The 16,246-nt window shown below is 69.0% G+C and carries 15 protein-coding genes; 9 read left to right on the forward strand and 6 right to left on the reverse strand.

Annotated features, from left to right (window positions below; all coding sequences use genetic code 11):
• Positions 1–62: 62 nt before the first annotated feature.
• On the forward strand, positions 63–1,187 hold the full coding sequence (gene disA / locus OC490_RS40655) for a DNA integrity scanning diadenylate cyclase DisA (protein WP_262063078.1): 1,125 nt from the start codon (positions 63–65) through the stop codon (positions 1,185–1,187).
• Positions 1,188–1,202: 15 nt separating this feature from the next.
• On the opposite strand, the gene OC490_RS40660 is transcribed toward disA, so the two are convergent.
• Positions 1,203–2,003: a hypothetical protein gene (locus OC490_RS40660; RefSeq protein ID WP_262063079.1), complete on the reverse strand. Its 801-nt coding sequence runs from the start codon at positions 2,001–2,003 to the stop codon at positions 1,203–1,205.
• Between the two features lie 321 nt (positions 2,004–2,324).
• Here OC490_RS40660 and OC490_RS40665 point away from each other — a divergent pair, with 321 nt between their 5' ends.
• From OC490_RS40665 to cseC, 5 genes are all read left to right on the forward strand, one after another.
• Entirely contained in the window at positions 2,325–3,245 is a 921-nt protein-coding gene (locus OC490_RS40665; protein WP_262063080.1) for an A/G-specific adenine glycosylase, read from the forward strand.
• Positions 3,246–3,544: 299 nt separating this feature from the next.
• Positions 3,545–4,084 carry a SigE family RNA polymerase sigma factor gene (locus OC490_RS40670; RefSeq protein ID WP_019064956.1) on the forward strand — a complete coding sequence of 180 codons (540 nt, stop codon included), beginning with the start codon at positions 3,545–3,547 and terminating at the stop codon, positions 4,082–4,084.
• A complete protein-coding gene (locus OC490_RS40675; RefSeq protein WP_410099241.1) occupies positions 4,072–4,731 on the forward strand; it encodes a hypothetical protein in 660 nt (219 codons plus the stop codon). The genes OC490_RS40670 and OC490_RS40675 overlap by 13 nt, the downstream gene beginning before the upstream one ends.
• A gap of 158 nt (positions 4,732–4,889) precedes the next feature.
• Positions 4,890–5,594, forward strand: a complete 705-nt coding sequence (gene cseB, locus OC490_RS40680) for a two-component system response regulator CseB (protein WP_262063081.1) — start codon at positions 4,890–4,892, stop codon at positions 5,592–5,594.
• 44 nt (positions 5,595–5,638) lie between these two features.
• The gene (cseC, locus tag OC490_RS40685; protein ID WP_262063082.1) at positions 5,639–6,946 is read left to right on the forward strand and encodes a two-component system sensor histidine kinase CseC; all 1,308 of its coding nucleotides are present in this window, start codon (positions 5,639–5,641) and stop codon (positions 6,944–6,946) included.
• Positions 6,947–7,037: 91 nt separating this feature from the next.
• Here the strand turns inward: cseC and OC490_RS40690 are convergent, their stop codons facing one another.
• The 4 genes from OC490_RS40690 to OC490_RS40705 form a co-directional block, all read right to left on the reverse strand.
• A complete protein-coding gene (locus OC490_RS40690; RefSeq protein ID WP_262063083.1) occupies positions 7,038–7,895 on the reverse strand; it encodes a class I SAM-dependent methyltransferase in 858 nt (285 codons plus the stop codon).
• A complete protein-coding gene (locus tag OC490_RS40695; protein ID WP_262063084.1) occupies positions 7,892–8,326 on the reverse strand; it encodes a VOC family protein in 435 nt (144 codons plus the stop codon). The genes OC490_RS40690 and OC490_RS40695 overlap by 4 nt, the downstream gene beginning before the upstream one ends.
• Positions 8,323–8,808: a helix-turn-helix transcriptional regulator gene (locus tag OC490_RS40700; RefSeq protein WP_262063162.1), complete on the reverse strand. Its 486-nt coding sequence runs from the start codon at positions 8,806–8,808 to the stop codon at positions 8,323–8,325. Before OC490_RS40700 ends, OC490_RS40695 begins: the two co-directional genes overlap by 4 nt.
• Before the next feature lie 309 nt (positions 8,809–9,117).
• Positions 9,118–10,710 carry an MDR family MFS transporter gene (locus tag OC490_RS40705; protein ID WP_262063085.1) on the reverse strand — a complete coding sequence of 531 codons (1,593 nt, stop codon included), beginning with the start codon at positions 10,708–10,710 and terminating at the stop codon, positions 9,118–9,120.
• A 138-nt stretch (positions 10,711–10,848) separates the two neighbouring features.
• Between OC490_RS40705 and OC490_RS40710 the strand changes: the two genes are divergently transcribed.
• Positions 10,849–11,457, forward strand: coding sequence for a TetR/AcrR family transcriptional regulator (locus OC490_RS40710; RefSeq protein ID WP_262063163.1), 609 nt, complete (start codon positions 10,849–10,851; stop codon positions 11,455–11,457).
• Here the strand turns inward: OC490_RS40710 and OC490_RS40715 are convergent.
• Positions 11,454–12,035: a M23 family metallopeptidase gene (locus tag OC490_RS40715; RefSeq protein ID WP_262063086.1), complete on the reverse strand. Its 582-nt coding sequence runs from the start codon at positions 12,033–12,035 to the stop codon at positions 11,454–11,456. The two genes, OC490_RS40710 and OC490_RS40715, sit on opposite strands and share 4 nt — an antisense overlap.
• A gap of 443 nt (positions 12,036–12,478) precedes the next feature.
• On the opposite strand from OC490_RS40715, the gene OC490_RS40720 reads away from it, so the two are divergent.
• A complete protein-coding gene (locus OC490_RS40720; protein WP_262063087.1) occupies positions 12,479–13,087 on the forward strand; it encodes an HAD family acid phosphatase in 609 nt (202 codons plus the stop codon).
• Positions 13,088–13,134: 47 nt separating this feature from the next.
• Entirely contained in the window at positions 13,135–16,176 is a 3,042-nt protein-coding gene (locus tag OC490_RS40725) for an NACHT domain-containing protein (protein WP_262063088.1), read from the forward strand.
• Positions 16,177–16,246 lie beyond the last annotated feature (70 nt).

Here is a 16,246-nt window from a genome sequence, read left to right on the forward strand (position 1 = left end):
GTCCGTACGAACCAACTGTGCGAAACGGGAGCGCCTGAAGAACCTGCGACCCGAGGAGTGCAGTGGCAGCCAACGACCGGGCGTCAGCTCCCGGAAAGTCCGGCGGGAGCTCCGCGGCCGATGGCCTGATGCGCGCCTCACTGAGCGCCGTGGCACCCGGCACGGCCCTGCGCGACGGCCTGGAGCGAATTCTCCGCGGCAACACGGGCGGACTCATCGTGCTCGGCTCCGACAAGACCGTCGAAGCGATGTGCACAGGCGGTTTCATCCTGGACGTGGAGTTCACGGCCACCCGCCTACGCGAACTCTGCAAGCTGGACGGCGGCATCGTGGTGTCGTCCGACCTCTCCAAGATCCTCAGAGCGGGCGTCCAGCTGGTCCCGGACCCCACGATCCCCACAGAAGAGACGGGCACCCGCCACCGCACAGCGGACCGAGTGAGCAAGCAGGTGGACTTCCCCGTCGTATCGGTCTCCCAGTCCATGCGCCTGATCGCCCTCTACGTGGACGGCCAGCGCCGCGTCCTGGAGGACTCGGCGGCGATCCTGTCCCGCGCGAACCAAGCACTCGCCACCCTGGAGCGCTACAAACTCCGCCTGGACGAAGTGGCGGGAACCCTCTCCGCCCTGGAGATCGAGGACCTGGTAACAGTCCGAGACGTCTCAGCAGTGGTCCAACGCCTCGAAATGGTCCGCCTGATCGCCACCGAAATCGCGGAGTACGTAGTCGAGTTGGGCACGGACGGCCGCCTCTTGTCCCTCCAACTCGAAGAGCTGATCGCGGGCGTACACCCGGAACGCGAGTTGGTGGTCCGCGACTACGTCCCCGAACCCACGGCCAAACGCTCCCGCACGGTGGACGAGGCACTGGCGGAACTGGACGCCCTCTCCCACGCCGAACTCCTCGAACTCCCCACCGTGGCCCGCGCGTTGGGCTACACCGGCTCCCCCGAGGCCCTCGACTCGGCGGTCTCCCCCCGAGGCTTCCGCCTCCTGGCCAAGGTCCCGCGCCTCCCCGGCGCGATCATCGACCGCCTGGTGGAACACTTCGGCGGCCTCCAAAAGCTCCTGGCGGCAAGCGTCGACGACCTCCAGACGGTCGACGGCGTAGGCGAGGCAAGGGCAAGAAGCGTACGAGAGGGCCTCTCCCGCCTGGCAGAGTCCTCAATCCTGGAACGCTACGTCTAGAAAGACGAACTGCCCTCAGTCACTGGCCAGAACGAACGAGGTCTGCGCCTTGGCGAACCCGGAAGCAGCCGCCTCCACCAGATAGGTCCCCGCACCGGCCGAACCGGCCGGAGGCGTCGCACACTCGGGCGCACTCGGCTTGCGGTCCCACTTCAGCGTGTACGTGACGCTCCCCCCGGCGGACACCCGGTAGTACACACTCCCAGCACTCTTCGGGCAGTCGGCGGAGGACCAGTAGTCGGCGGCACCCCCCGCCTCAGTGATCGTCAACACCGCACTCTTGGGCCCGAGATCAACCTTGCAGTCACTGCTCGACGAGTTCTTGGCGGTCAGCACAAAAGTCGGCGTCTGATCCGGCGAGTAGGAGTTGTGCAGACTCCGCAGACTCAACTGCACAGCACTGGCAGTGCAGTTGGGCAAGGTCGAATCGGCAGGAACCGTAGTCCCCGTACCACTCCCACCACTACCGTCCCCACCGGCGGAACCACTACCACCCGCCCCGGCACCGGAGGACCCACTACCCCCGCCACTAGCACCACCACTCGCCCCACCGCTCGCACCGCTGCTCGACTCATCGCGCCCGCCGGGGTGTTGACTGATCGCGGGCCCAGTACCGGACGGACCGGCAGTGATCGTGGGCGCGGGAGTCCTCCCGTTCTTCGCCCCATCGGCACCGTTCTTGCTGCCCCCGCCACCCGACGTGACGATCCAGGTGATCAGCAGCGCCAACAGGGCGACCACGGACACCATGAGGACCCTCCGTCGCCAGTAGATGGAGGAGGGAAGCGGCCCGACCGGATTGCGCAGAGATCCCACGGCTCAAACCTTACGAGACAACGGGGAGTTACCTCGCCCCACCCGCCGCGCCGGCCCCAACTTTTCCGGATCATCATCCCGGCAACCCCGCCTGGAATCAGGCGGAATGGACCACGAGCCCGCACCCGCCGACGCACGGGAGCGGGTCGTTGCGGTACGGCGCAGCCCGCCGCTTGGCTGGTCCCCACGCGTTGGACTGTGGCAACACCAGAGGGGCGCAACCGCGGCGGGCTGCGCCGTACCGCCACGACCCCGACCCCACCCACCACCCGCGGGCGAAAGCACCGCAACCACCCACGACCATGGCAGGATCGAAACGCCATGACTGCGCCCACGAACCCCCCGCACACCACGTCCACCAACGGCGAGCACCTCCACGCTCCCGTCATCGACTGGTTCGAAGACAACGCCCGCGACCTTCCCTGGCGCCACCCCGACGCCGGCCCCTGGGGCGTAATGGTCAGCGAGTTCATGCTCCAGCAGACCCCGGTCAACCGAGTCCTCCCTGTATACGAACAGTGGCTCGCCCGCTGGCCCCGCCCCGCCGACCTCGCCGAGGACGCCCCCGGCGAGGCGGTCCGCGCCTGGGGCCGCCTCGGCTACCCCCGCCGCGCCCTGCGCCTGCACGGCGCGGCCACCGCCATAACGGAACGGCACGGCGGCGACGTCCCCACCGACCACGCCCAGCTCCTCGCCCTCCCCGGCATCGGCGAGTACACGGCCGCCGCCGTCGCCTCCTTCGCCTACGGCCAGCGCCACGCCGTACTCGACACCAACGTCCGCCGAGTGTTCGCCCGCGCCGTCACCGGCGTCCAGTACCCGCCGAACGCCACCACAGCCGCCGAACGCAAACTCGCCCGCGCCCTGCTCCCCCCGGACGAGCAGACCGCCGCCCGCTGGGCCGCCGCCTCCATGGAACTCGGCGCACTGGTCTGCACGGCAAAGAACGAGACCTGCCACCGCTGCCCGATCACCGCCCAGTGCGCCTGGAACCTGGCCGGCAAACCGGACCACGAGGGCCCGGCCCGCCGCGGCCAGACATACGCGGGCACGGACCGCCAGGTCCGCGGCAAACTCCTGGCCGTACTCCGCGAAGCGCACACCCCCGTCCCACAGGCAGCACTGGACCGCGTATGGCACGAACCGGTACAGCGGGCCAGAGCACTGGACGGCCTGGTCGCGGACGGCCTCGTAGAACCCCTCCCGGAGGGCCTGTACCAACTCCCCGCGACCCGTACCTGACACACGGTCAATTCACAGCGATCCACCTCACCCCAAGCCACGTCACAGCGAACACCCAGCCCCCGCAACACTCCGGCAACGACCAAACCACCCCATACCCACCCCAAAAACCCCGCCCCCTTACCCCGGACCTACTTCCGTTACACAACCGACGGACAGCCGAGCGCTCCCCGCAGGCTGCTCCGCACAGTGCCGTGACAACCCCTCCGTAGCTTCATTCCTGTGCCGCAGACCGGCGGGACGCAGCAAAGGACAACCGGCAGCAGGTGGGTCGGAAACGGGGATGGAGGCGGTTGATCATGGCGCAGGGCGAGGTGCTCGAATTCGAGGAGTACGTCCGCACCCGACAGGACGCGCTGCTGCGCAGCGCCCGCCGGCTGGTGCCGGACCCGGTCGACGCCCAGGACCTGCTGCAGACCGCGCTGGTGCGGACGTACGGCCGCTGGGAGACCATCGAGGACAAGCGCCTCGCGGACGCCTACCTGCGCCGCGTCATGATCAACACCCGCACCGAGTGGTGGCGGGCCCGCAAGCTCGAAGAGGTCCCCACCGAGCAGCTGCCGGACGCGAGCGTCGACGACGCGACCGAACAGCACGCGGATCGGGCGCTTCTTATGGACATCATGAAAGTTCTCGCTCCGAAACAGCGCAGTGTTGTCGTCCTGCGACACTGGGAGCAGATGTCCACAGAAGAGACGGCCGCGGCCCTGGGCATGTCGGCCGGTACGGTCAAGAGCACGCTGCACCGGGCGCTCGCCCGGCTCCGGGAGGAGCTGGAAGCCCGCGATCTGGACGCACGCGCGCTGGAGCGTGAGGAGCGGGAGCGTTGCGCGGCCTGAGCGACACCCCAGGACCCAGCAGGGTCCGCGGCGGCTTCGAGGCGGCGTTCACGGCGATGGCCGTGCTCGCCGCCCTCGCCCTGTTGGTGTCCGGCTGCGCCACGGGCGGCACCGGCGCCCGTGACGAGGGCCCGGCGCACTCCGACTCGGTGGGTGTCGCCGAGGTGCCCTCCCCCACCCCGTCCGCGACGGTCGACGACCACGTGGACGCGGTGAAACTCGTCAAGGACGACCCGAAGGTCTCGGCGGCGGTCAAGCACGAACTGAAACCGTGCGTCGCCGACGAGTACGCGGTCGACGTGTCCTACGGCGAGCTGACCGGCGGTACCGTCAACGACGTCGTCGTCAACGTGATGACCTGCGGCGACGCGGTCGGCATCGGCTCGTACGTGTACCGCGCGACGGGTGGGACGTACGAGAATGTCTTCAAGGCCGAGGAACCCCCGGTCTACGCGGAGATCGACCGCGGCGATCTGGTCGTCACCAAGCAGGTGTACGAGAAGGGCGACCCGGTGTCGAGTCCGTCAGGCGAGAACGTGATCACGTACCGCTGGACGTCGGGCCGTTTCGTCCAGGAGTACAGCACCCACAACGAGTACAGCAACGCGGTCGGAGGCGACGCCTCGCCCGCACCGAGCGGAAACTGAACGGAACAGATCCGAGCGGGCCCGGACCGAAACCGAACGGAATCCGATCGGGGGCGAACCGATCGGCCCCCCCCCGATCCGATGCTTCAGTGAACGCGGACGCCCCTTCGGGCGTCCCATGCTTGAGAACGACCCACACGAGGACTGAGAGCACCGGGATGGCAGACCAGACCCACGTCCTGTTCGTCGAGGACGACGACGTCATCCGTGAGGCCACCCAACTCGCCCTGGAGCGGGACGGCTTCGCGGTCACGGCGATGCCCGACGGACTGTCGGGCCTGGAGGCGTTCCGGGCGAACCGCCCCGACATCGCGCTCCTGGACGTCATGGTCCCCGGCCTGGACGGCGTGAGCCTGTGCCGCCGCATCCGGGACGACTCGACGGTTCCGGTGATCATGCTGTCGGCACGCGCCGACTCGATCGACGTGGTGCTGGGCCTGGAGGCGGGCGCGGACGACTACGTCACGAAGCCCTTCGACGGCGCCGTCCTGGTCGCCCGCATCCGCGCGGTCCTGCGCCGCTTCGGCCACGCGAGCGGCGGCGACCGTACGGACGCGGACACAACCCCGGTCGACGGCGGGGTGCTCACCTTCGGCGACCTGGAGATCGACACCGAGGGCATGGAAGTGCTCCGGGCCGGACAGCCGGTGGCACTGACGCCGACCGAGATGAGGCTGCTCCTGGAGTTCTCCTCGGCACCGGGCACGGTCCTGTCCCGCGACAAACTGCTGGAGCGGGTGTGGGACTACGGCTGGGGCGGTGACACCCGGGTCGTGGACGTCCATGTGCAGCGGCTGCGCACGAAGATCGGCCAGGACCGGATCGAGACGGTCCGCGGCTTCGGCTACAAGTTGAAGGCCTGAGCAGGGGTATGCGGGGGAATTCACGGCGCAGGGTCCCGTCGTTCATGGACAGAGCGGGCATCCGTACCGGCCTGAGATGGAAGCTCAGTGCGGCCATCGCACTGGTCGGCACGCTGGTCGCTATCGCGCTCAGCCTGGTCGTGCACAACGCGGCCCGGGTCTCGATGCTGGACAACGCGCGCGACCTCGCGGACGAGCGGGTCCAGATCGCCCAGCGCAACTACGAGCTGTCCGGGCGGCCCAACTTCCCCAGCATCAAGATCGACGACCCGAGCCTGCCGCCGGCGCTGCGCCAGAAGGTCGAGGAGGGCCGCAGGGCCACCTACGTCACCGACCGGCCGCACGGCATCCCGGACATCTGGGCGGCCGTACCGCTCAAGGACGGCCATGTGATGTCGCTGCACACCGGGTTCACCGACCGCAGCACGGACATCCTCAAGGATCTCGACCAGGCCCTGGTGATCGGTTCGATCGCGGCGGTGCTGGGCGGCAGCGCGCTCGGTGTGCTGATCGGCGGCCAGCTCTCGCGCCGACTGCGCAAGGCGGCGGCTGCGGCGAACCAGGTCGCGAAGGGCGAGACGGACGTACGGGTACGGGACGCGATCGGCGGGGTCGTACGGGACGAGACCGACGACCTCGCGCGCGCGGTGGACGCGATGACAGACGCGCTGCAACAGCGACTTGAGGCCGAACGCCGGGTCACCGCGGACATCGCACACGAACTGCGCACCCCGGTGACCGGCCTGCTGACCGCGGCCGAACTCCTCCCACCGGGCCGCCCCACCGAACTCGTCCTGGACCGCGCGAAGGCGATGCGCACTCTCGTCGAGGACGTCCTGGAGGTCGCCCGTCTCGACGGGGCCTCCGAGCGGGCCGAGCTGCAGGACATCATGCTGGGCGACTTCGTGAGCCGCCGGGTGATCGCGAAGGACCCGGACGCGGTGGTACACGTCGTCCACGAGTCGGCCGTCACCACCGACCCGCGCCGGCTGGAGCGCGTGCTGTTCAACCTGCTGGCCAACGCGGCCCGGCACGGCAAGCCGCCGATCGAGGTCTCGGTCGAGGGCCGGGTGATCCGGGTCCGCGACCACGGCCCCGGCTTCCCCGAGGAACTCCTCGCGGAGGGCCCGAGCCGCTTCCGCACCGGCAGCAAGGACCGCGCGGGCCACGGCCACGGCCTGGGTCTGACCATCGCGGCCGGCCAGGCCCGGGTCCTCGGCGCCCGGCTGACCTTCCGCAACGTCCGCCCCGCGGGCGCGCCCGACCACATCCCGGCGGAGGGCGCGGTCGCGGTGCTGTGGCTGCCGGAACACGCACCGACGAGCACGGGCAGCTATCCGGTGCTGCCGTAGATCTTCAGGAAAAAACCTACAGGGCAAGGTCGATAGAGAGGTCTAGAGGGAGAGATCTACAGGGAAGGTGCCCACCCCCCTGAACCACCTCTCACGTGCTCGCCACCATCACCTCCTCCCCCCGAGACGGCCCCACCCCGTCCGTCCTCCCCCCGAAGTACCGCTCGGCGAGATCCGTGGCCGACACATGCCGCACCTCCCGGAACCCGCACTCCCGCCCCAGCGCCAGCACCTGCTCCGGCGTGAAGAAGCTCAGGAACGGCGTGCCCGCGGCACGAGCCCCCCGCACCGCGACCTCCAACTGCGCGCGCTGCTCCGGCTCCACCTCCTCGACCGGCCGCAGGAAGGTCGTGACCAGGGTGGAGCCAGGGGCAAGTCCGGCGACAAGGCGGAACATGGTGGTGATCGCGTCCAGGGTGAGATACATCGTGACGCCGGTCGCGGCCACCACGGCGGGCCGCCCGGTGTCGAGGCCGGCGGCGGCCAGTTGCCCCCACCAGTCGCCCTCGAAGTCCACCGGAACGAACCGCAGCCAGTCCGGCGCGTCGTACCCGAGCTCGGTCAGCCGCCGCCGCTTCCAGGCCTGGGTGCCGGGCCGTTCGACCTCGAACACCCTTAGTTTCGCGCCCAGTTCGGGCCGCCGCTGGGCGAAGGTGTCCAGCCCGGCGCCGAGCACGACGTACTGTTCCACGCCCTTCGCGGCCTGTTCCACGACCACGTCCTCGACGAACCGGGCCCGCGCCACGATCGACGCACGGATCCGGCGCGTGGCCTCGACGTCCATGTCGGGACGCTTCCGCCAGTCGTCCCCGGGGTCCACGAGCCGCAGCCCGACCTCGTCCTCGATGACATGCGGTGACGGATCGACCTGGGCGTGCAGGGCCCGCCACAACGCGACCCGCACCGCCGTGTGATCCGGCTCGACCTCCGCCACCGGTCCCCCGCTCACCCGAAGTCCTTGGAGAAGTCGAGCTCTTCGCGGCGCTCGGTCAGCGAGTACCAGTTGCCGCTGTCGTCGCGGAAGATCGCCTCGACGCCGTACGGCCGCTCCGTCGGCTCCTGGATGAACTCGACGCCACGTGCCTTGAAGGTCGCGTAGTCACCGCGGCAGTCGTCCGTACGGAACGCACCGGCGCCCAACACCCCCTTGCCGACCAGCTTCTTCAGCGCCTCGGCGGACTCGGGGTCGAGGCCGGGACCGTCGAGGCTCATCAGCGCGAGCTCGACGCCCGGCTGGTTCTTGGCACCGACGGTGACCCACTTCATGTCCCCCATCGAGATGTCGTCCCGGACCTCGAAGTCCAGTTTCTCGGTGAAGAAGGCCTTGGTGCGCTGTTGGTCGAAGGTCCACACGGTGGTGATGCCCAGCCCTTGGATCATGGCTCCGCTCTCCTGTCGGACGAGGTAGAGATCGAGGTGGCTTCCTGTTCCTCTTCCTCACCGTAGGCAGGGCGGGCAGCGGCACGCTTCTTCAAAGTTGCGGAGGGGAAACCGCCGGCCCAGAGCATCGCGTAGCACCCGGGGATGAGGGCAGCCCCGCGGCCCACGTGTTCGGTCCGGTACTCGCTCGGGGTCAGCCCGGTCCGTGCCTTGAACCGGGCCGAGAAGGTACCGAGGCTGCTGAAGCCGACGAGATGACAGATCTCCGTGACCGAGAGATCGGCGCTGCGGAGCATCTCCTCGGCCCGCTCGATTCGGCGATGGGTCAGATACTGGCCCGGCGTCTCGCCGTAGGCCTCCTTGAAGGCGCGGATGAAGTGGTACCGCGAATATCCGGCATGCGCGGCCACCGCGCCCAGATCGAGCTCCGGCTCGGCCCAGTCGCGGTCCATGGCGTCCTTGGCAAGACGCAACTGCCGCATTTTGTCCATGCCCCCGATGGTGACACGCCCCACTGACAACGACCCCGCCGATACTTCTGGACACCGGCAGCCACCCACCGACTCGTCCGGTACTTCCGGACACCGGCCGCCATCAATCAGCCCGTCCGGCGTTTGAGGACGAGGCCGTCCAGGCCGAAGCGGGGGTCTGGGGGCGGCAGCCCCCAGGGACGGGACGGGTAGGGGCGGCGGGGGCGAGAACCCACAAAGAAGGCCCCCCGGGGCGGACACCGACCGGGGGACCTTCAGTTCATGACCAGCGGATCATGACCAGCGGAAATGACCAGCGGATCAGACGGCCTCGACGACCGACACCGGCGCCGCAGCCTCCGTACCCTCACCAGGCTTAGGCGCAGCCGACCCCGCCCCCTTCAGCGGAACCTCCTTCACGAACACCGCCGCCACCAGCGCCAGCACCGTCACCACGGCCCCCAGCAGGAACGCCGAGTGGACACCGGCCGACACCGCGTGCTGATACGCCTCACGCGCCACCGCCGGCAGCTTCGCCAGGCTCTTCGCGTCCAGCTGCGCGGACTGCTCGGTCACCTTGGCCCCCAGCGCCCCGGCCTTCTGGCTCATGACGTCCTGGACCCGGTTGTTGAACAGCGCGCCCATGATGGCGACACCGAACGAGGAACCGAGCGTCCGGGACAGCGTGCTCGTGGAGGACGCGACGCCCATGTCCTTCATCTCGACGCTGTTCTGCGCGACCAGCATGGTGATCTGCATCAGGCAGCCCATGCCGAGACCGACGACGGCCATGTACACACCGGACATGAACCGGGTCGTGTCGACGTCCATCGTGGAGAGCAGGTACAGACCGACACCCATCAGAACGCTGCCGGCGACCGGAAACACCTTGTAGCGGCCGGTGTTGGTGGTCACCCGCCCCGCGACCATGGAGGTCACGAGCATCGCGCCGAGCATCGGCAGGAGCAGCAGACCGGAGTTGGTCGCGGACGCGCCCTGCACGGACTGCTGGTAGAGCGGCAGGAACAGGGTCGCGCCGAACATCACGAAGCCGGTGATGAAGCCGATGACCGCCATCAGGCTGAAGTTGCGGCTGCGGAAGATGTGCAGCGGCACGACCGGCTCGGTGGCCTTGGTCTGCCAGAACACGAACCCGACGAGCGCGGCCACACCGAGCGCGATCAGCTCCATGATCCGCACGGAGCTCCAGGCGTACTGCGAACCGCCCCACGTGGTCACGAGCACGATGGAGGTGATGCCGACGGTGAGCAGTCCGGCGCCCAGGTAGTCGATCCGCGCCTGCGAGCGCTTCTTCGGCAGGTGCAGTACGGCGCTGATCGCGGCGAGCGCGATCACACCGAGGGGGAGGTTGATGTAGAAGGACCAGCGCCAGCCCCAGTTGTCGGTGATGGTGCCGCCGACCAGCGGTCCGCCGATCATCGCGAGCGCCATGACGCCGACCATCATGCCCTGGTACTTGCCCCGCTCACGCGGCGGGATGAGGTCGCCGATGATGGCCATGACGCCGACCATCAGACCGCCGGCGCCGAGGCCCTGGATGGCGCGGAAGCCGATGAGCTGGCCCATGTTCTGTGCCATGCCGCTGAGCGCGGAGCCGGCCAGGAAGATCACGATCGACGTCATGAAGGCGCCCTTGCGCCCGTACATGTCACCGAGCTTGCCCCACAGGGGAGTCGAGCTGGCGGTGGCGAGCGTGTACGCGGTCACGACCCACGACAGATGCTCGAGCCCGCCCAGCTCACCGACGATCGTCGGCATGGCCGTACCCACGATCATGTTGTCGAGCATCGCGAGCATCATGGTGATCATCAGGGCGAGCAGGACGACCCGCACACTCCTGGGCTGTTTCTCGGTCTCTCCCGACCCCTTGTCGACCGTCTGTGTGTCCGCCATCGTTCCCACTCCCCTAGCTACCGCTGGATACCGCTACCGTCCGGCTACTTACTTGCCGCCCGGCTAGTTGACTACACTCAGGGAAAGTAGACCCGCAACTAGCCGGGCGTCAAGTAAGTTTGCTGGGGCATGAGACGAATGGGCGGCACCATGGACGGCACCAAGCGGCAGCGTCGGGGAGACACCCGCCAGCGCATCCAGGACGTGGCGCTCGAACTCTTCGCCGAGCAGGGCTACGAGAAGACCTCGCTGCGCGAGATCGCCGAGCACCTGGACGTCACGAAGGCCGCGCTCTACTACCACTTCAAGACCAAGGAAGAGATCCTGGTCAGCATCTTCGAGGACCTCACGAAGCCGATCGAGGACCTGATCGAGTGGGGCCGCGACCAGCCGCACACCCTGGAGACCAAGCAGGAGATCGTACGGCGCTACGCCGACGCGCTCGACGGCGCGACCCCGCTGTTCCGCTTCATGCAGGAGAACCAGGCACAGGTACGGGACCTGCGCATCGGCGAGCGCTTCAAGGACCGCATGCGCGGCCTGCGGGAGATCGTGATCGACCCCGAGTCGCGACTGGTCGACCAGGTCCGCTCGCTCAGCGCCATCTTCACGCTGCACGCCGGCATGTTCGCCGTACAGGACCTCGAAGGCGACCCCGAGGACAAGCGCAAGGCCGTCCTGGAGGTCGCCACCGACATGATCACCCAGGCCCACGCGGGCACGAAACCCGCGCGGAACGAGTCCTAGACGGTCACACCCTTGCCCCGCAGGAACGCGACCGGGTCTATGGCAGAGCCGTAGTTGGCGGTCGTGCGGATCTCGAAGTGCAGGTGGGGGCCGGTGGAGTTGCCGGTGTTGCCGGACAGCGCGATGTGCTGGCCGGTGCTGACGACCTGGCCGACCTTCACGTCGATGCGCGAGAGGTGGGCGTACTGCGAGTACGTGCCGTTGCCGTGCTTGATGACGATGGCGTTGCCGTACGCGGCCCCGTCACCGGCGCCGTTGCCGCCGGCCTTGACGACCGTGCCGCCGTGCGCGGCGACGACGTTGGTGCCGCTGGCCACGGCGAAGTCCTGACCGCTGTGGGTGGACTGCCACAGGCCGCCGGCCTGGGCGAAGCTCGCGGACAGCGTGTACTTCTTCACCGGGTCGACCCAGGAGGCGGCGGTCTTCGCGCTGACCGTCTTCGGCGCCACGCTCGCGGTGGCGGCGCTCGCGACCCCGGTGCCCAGAACGGCGGTGGCTCCCAGTCCGACGGCCAGGACGGCCACCCGGGTGCGGAGCGGAGTCGTACGGGAAGAGCGGGAAGCGGAGCGCTGGAACATCGGAACCTCACGGGGGACGGGGACAGAAAAGCCACCCGGCGCACAGACGGCCACCGGATGACACGTCCCTTGGTAACCCCCGGACGCCCCGACCCCCAAACAGCCCATCTACGACGGAAGCTAGTACTTCACCGCAAAACTTCCGACTCCTTGACAGGGCACCCGTTCGCCATAAATCGCCCCCCTGATGGCAAAATCACCCATCTGGTTCCATGTAAAAAGTCCTTTTTGCCCCGAACGAGGCTTACGACTACCCGCCCTAGTAGGGGTCGAATCACCTGTGCGGCTTGTCACCGGCCGGCGCGATCACCGACCGCGGGAATGTGGCGCAGACCTCTATACACCTACCGTCCAGTAACCTTACGGTTCCCCTCACGCCACCCTCGCCCGCGATCATGCCTTCCGCACCGGCACCGCACAGACGTGAGAGGACCCCCACCCCCATGACGAGACGACGCCCCTGGGCCCGCCGTACCGCCACCGTCGCCGTAACCGCGATCGCCCTCGCGGCGCTGACCGGTCCCGCGGAAGCCGCGACGACCACGAGCACCACCGCGGCCGTCGACTACACCACCTGGCAGCAGGACTGCCAGACGGTCATGAACCAGGCCCTGCCCTACCTGGAGCAGCGCATCGCGGCGACCAGGCCCGGTGAGAAGCAGGCGATCGTCTTCGACATCGACAACACCACCCTGGAGACCGACTTCGGCTTCAGCTGGCCCCAGCCGGCCAACAAGCCGGTGCTCGCGGTCGCCAAGTACGCCCAGGAACACGGCGTTTCGCTGTTCTTCGTCACGGCCCGCCCCGGCATCATCTACCTGCCGACCGAGTACAACCTCGAACACGACGGCTACGACGTCGACGGCCTCTACGTCCGCGGCCTCTTCGACCTCTTCGAGGACGTCGCAACCTACAAGACCGCGCAGCGCGCCGACATCGAGTCGAAGGGCTACACGATCATCGCGAACATCGGCAACAGCGCCACCGACCTGTCGGGCGGCCACGCCGAGAAGACCTTCAAACTGCCGGACTACGACGGCCAGTTGTCGTAACCGGTTAGGCTCCGTCCGTTCGCGCGACGACGGGGGTGAGGCGGCCGATGGAGCCCGCGGTACTCGGTGGCAAGCTGGCATCCGGCCTGATCACACCGCTGCTGAAGAAGCTGTTCGTACCCGACGCCCCCGGTGCGGGCCTGGTCGACAGACCGATCCGCCTCTCCTCCCTCGTCTCCTTCAAGGGCGAGAAACGCATCCTGACGGAGAAGGACGTCCACAAGCTCGCCGACCGCCTGGTCGCGCGGGCGGTGGACTCTCCCGGTGAAGCGCCCTTCCCGCCCGACGAACAGACCGCGGTGGCCGACGCGTTGGCCCGCCGCCTGCTCGCCCTCGGCGACCTGGACATGGACGACGTACAGGCCGTCCGCCTCGGACACCGCGAACTGGCACGGCAGTTGGAGTACGACGCCCCGCCCCCCGCCGGACTGTCCACCGACGCGCGCTACTTCCTCGACAACGCCACCGAGTGGGCCTGCCTGCAGATCCTGGAGTTCTTCACCCGCCGGTCCACCTTCGTGGCCCGCACGCTCGTCGAGCAGACCCGGTCCCAGGCCGAACTCATCGCACGCATCGACGAGTTGATCGCCCGCACCCCACGCCCCGGCACCCAGGACCGCGCCTTCGAACGCCGCTACCTGTCCCACGTCGCCGAACGCCACAACCACATCACCATCTACGGCATCGACCTGCGCGACTCCCCGGACCGCTGGCCCCTCGAAGTGGCGTACCTCAGCCTGGAGGCGACGGAGGAACACCCCCTGTCCGAGGAGCACCCCGGCGCCCGCTACGATCGCCAACTCCCCGCCGAGGAAGCCCTGTCGACCCACGACCGGGTCCTGCTGCGCGGTGACGCGGGCTCCGGCAAGACGACCCTGGTGCAGTGGCTGGCGGTGACGGCGGCCGGGGACGGCGACCGCGTCCCGTACGTCCTCCCCCTGCGCACCCTGCTCCGCACCGGCCAACTCCCCTCCCCCGCCGCCTTTCTGACGGCGACCGACTGCCCCCACTCCCCGCCCGAGGGCTGGACCGAGCGCGTCCTGACCGCCGGCCGGGGCCTGATCCTGGTCGACGGCCTGGACGAGATCCCCTCCGCCGACCGCCACCGCACCCGCGACTGGCTCCTCGCCCTGATCCGCGCCTTCCCCGGCAACCGCTGGCTCCTGACCTCCCGCCCCACCGCGGTACGCCCCGACTGGCTGGCCTCCGAGGGCTTCCACGAACTGACCCTGGCCCCGATGCGCCGCCCCGAGGTGAGGACCTTCGTCGAGCGCTGGCACAGGGCGGCGCAGGCCCCGGAGTACGAGGGCCCACTCCTGGACTCCCTGCACACGAAACGGGACTTGGCCCGCCTCGCCACCAACCCCCTGATGTGCGGCCTGATCTGCGCCCTGCACCGCGAACGCCGGGGCTATCTCCCCACCGGCCGCAAGGAGTTGTACGACGCCGCCCTCACGATGCTGCTGGCCCGCCGGGACCGCGAGCGGGGCACGGGGGCACTGGAGGGGGCGGAACTGGGCGAGGAGGCCCAGCTGGAGATCCTTCAACGCCTCGCGTACTCCCTGGTGTTGAGCGGTCGCACGGAGATGGACGCCGAGACGGCCGAGGGCATCGTGGAACGGTGTCTGCCCACGGTCGCCTCGGCCGCGGGCCAGGGGAACGCGAGGACGGTCCTGCGGACGCTGCTCCTGAGAAGCGGCCTGCTGCGCCAACCCGCCGTGGACGTACTGGACTTCGTGCACCGCACCTTCCAGGACTACCTGGGCGCGCGGTACGCGGTAGAGGAGGGTCACCTCGGCGTCCTCGCCTCCCATGCGGACGACGCCCAGTGGGAGGACGTGATCCGCATGGCCGTCGCCCATGCCAGACCGCGCGAACGGGTCGTACTGCTGCGGGACTTGCTGGCCCAGGACGAGCCCCGGCTGACGCTGCTCGCACTGGCGTGCCTGGAACACGCGACGGCGTTGGATCCGAGGGTGCGCGGGGAGGTCGAGACCCGCGCGTCCACACTGATTCCGCCGCGTACGACGGAGGACTCGCGCGCGTTGGCGGAGGCGGGACCGCTGGTTCTGGAACTGCTGCCGGGGCCAGACGGACTGACGGACGCGGAGGCGAGGGCCGTCACGGTCACCGCCTCGGTCCTGGGCGCGGAGGAACCCGATGGCGCACTGGCGGTACTGCGCCGCTTCCGCGGCCATCCGTCCCTCGACGTACGGCGTCAACTCGCGGGCACCTGGGACCGGTTCGACGCCCGGGAGTACGCGGTCGAGGTGCTCGACCATCTGCTCCGGGACGACGATCTCTTCCTGCGTTGCTCGACCCAGGAACAGTTGGACGCACTGCGGTTGATGCGGCCCTGGCACGGGCTGACGATCGAGGGTTCACCCACGTGGGCCGAGATCGTCGAGGTCATCGACGATCCGGACGCGGTCACCGTTCTGGGTCTTGAGCGGAACATCAGTCTCCAGGTCCTGGACGGGCTGCCGGCCTTCCGGTCCCTGAGCGGACTGCGGCTCCAGGACTGCCACAACATCCAGTCCCTCGAACCACTGTCCGAACTGCCCCTGACCGAGCTGACGTTCAACGACCTCGCCGGGACGAAGGGCCTGCGAACCCTGCACGAACTCACCCGCCTCTCCCTGGACCAGGTGTTCCCGGGCGGGCACCTGCACGCCCACCTGCCGTTGAACGCGCGCCTGGAGTATCTGCACCTGGGCCGGAACACCCTCGTTTCCGCGGACCTGCGCGATCTGGATCAGTGGCCGACCCTCACCACCCTGAGCCTCGGCCGGACGGACGGCGCCCTGAGCCTCGGGGACTGGCAGGAAGTGGGCCGCCTGCCCGCCCTGCGGAACCTCGTCCTCACCACGTCTCTCGACCGCTATGCCGTGGACGAGATGCCTGTCATCCCCTCCGTCGAGTCCCTCCGCCTGCCGGCCCAGGGCGCCACCCGGGACCAGCTCCTCACCCTGGCCTCGCGCCTCCCCGGCCTGCGGACGGTCAGGGTCAAGACGTACGGCCTGAAGGCCCCGGTCGACCGCTTCGCCGCCGCGTTCCCCACCGCCGAAGTAACCGACGACCGCCGCTGATCCGTGCCCGGGCACGCGAAAGGGGCCGGTGCCAGAAGGCACCGGCCCCTTTCCGAGTCGTAAAGCCCTG

Origin of the sequence: Streptomyces sp. STR69 (genome assembly GCF_024519455.1) — a bacterium.
GTDB lineage: Bacteria > Actinomycetota > Actinomycetes > Streptomycetales > Streptomycetaceae > Streptomyces.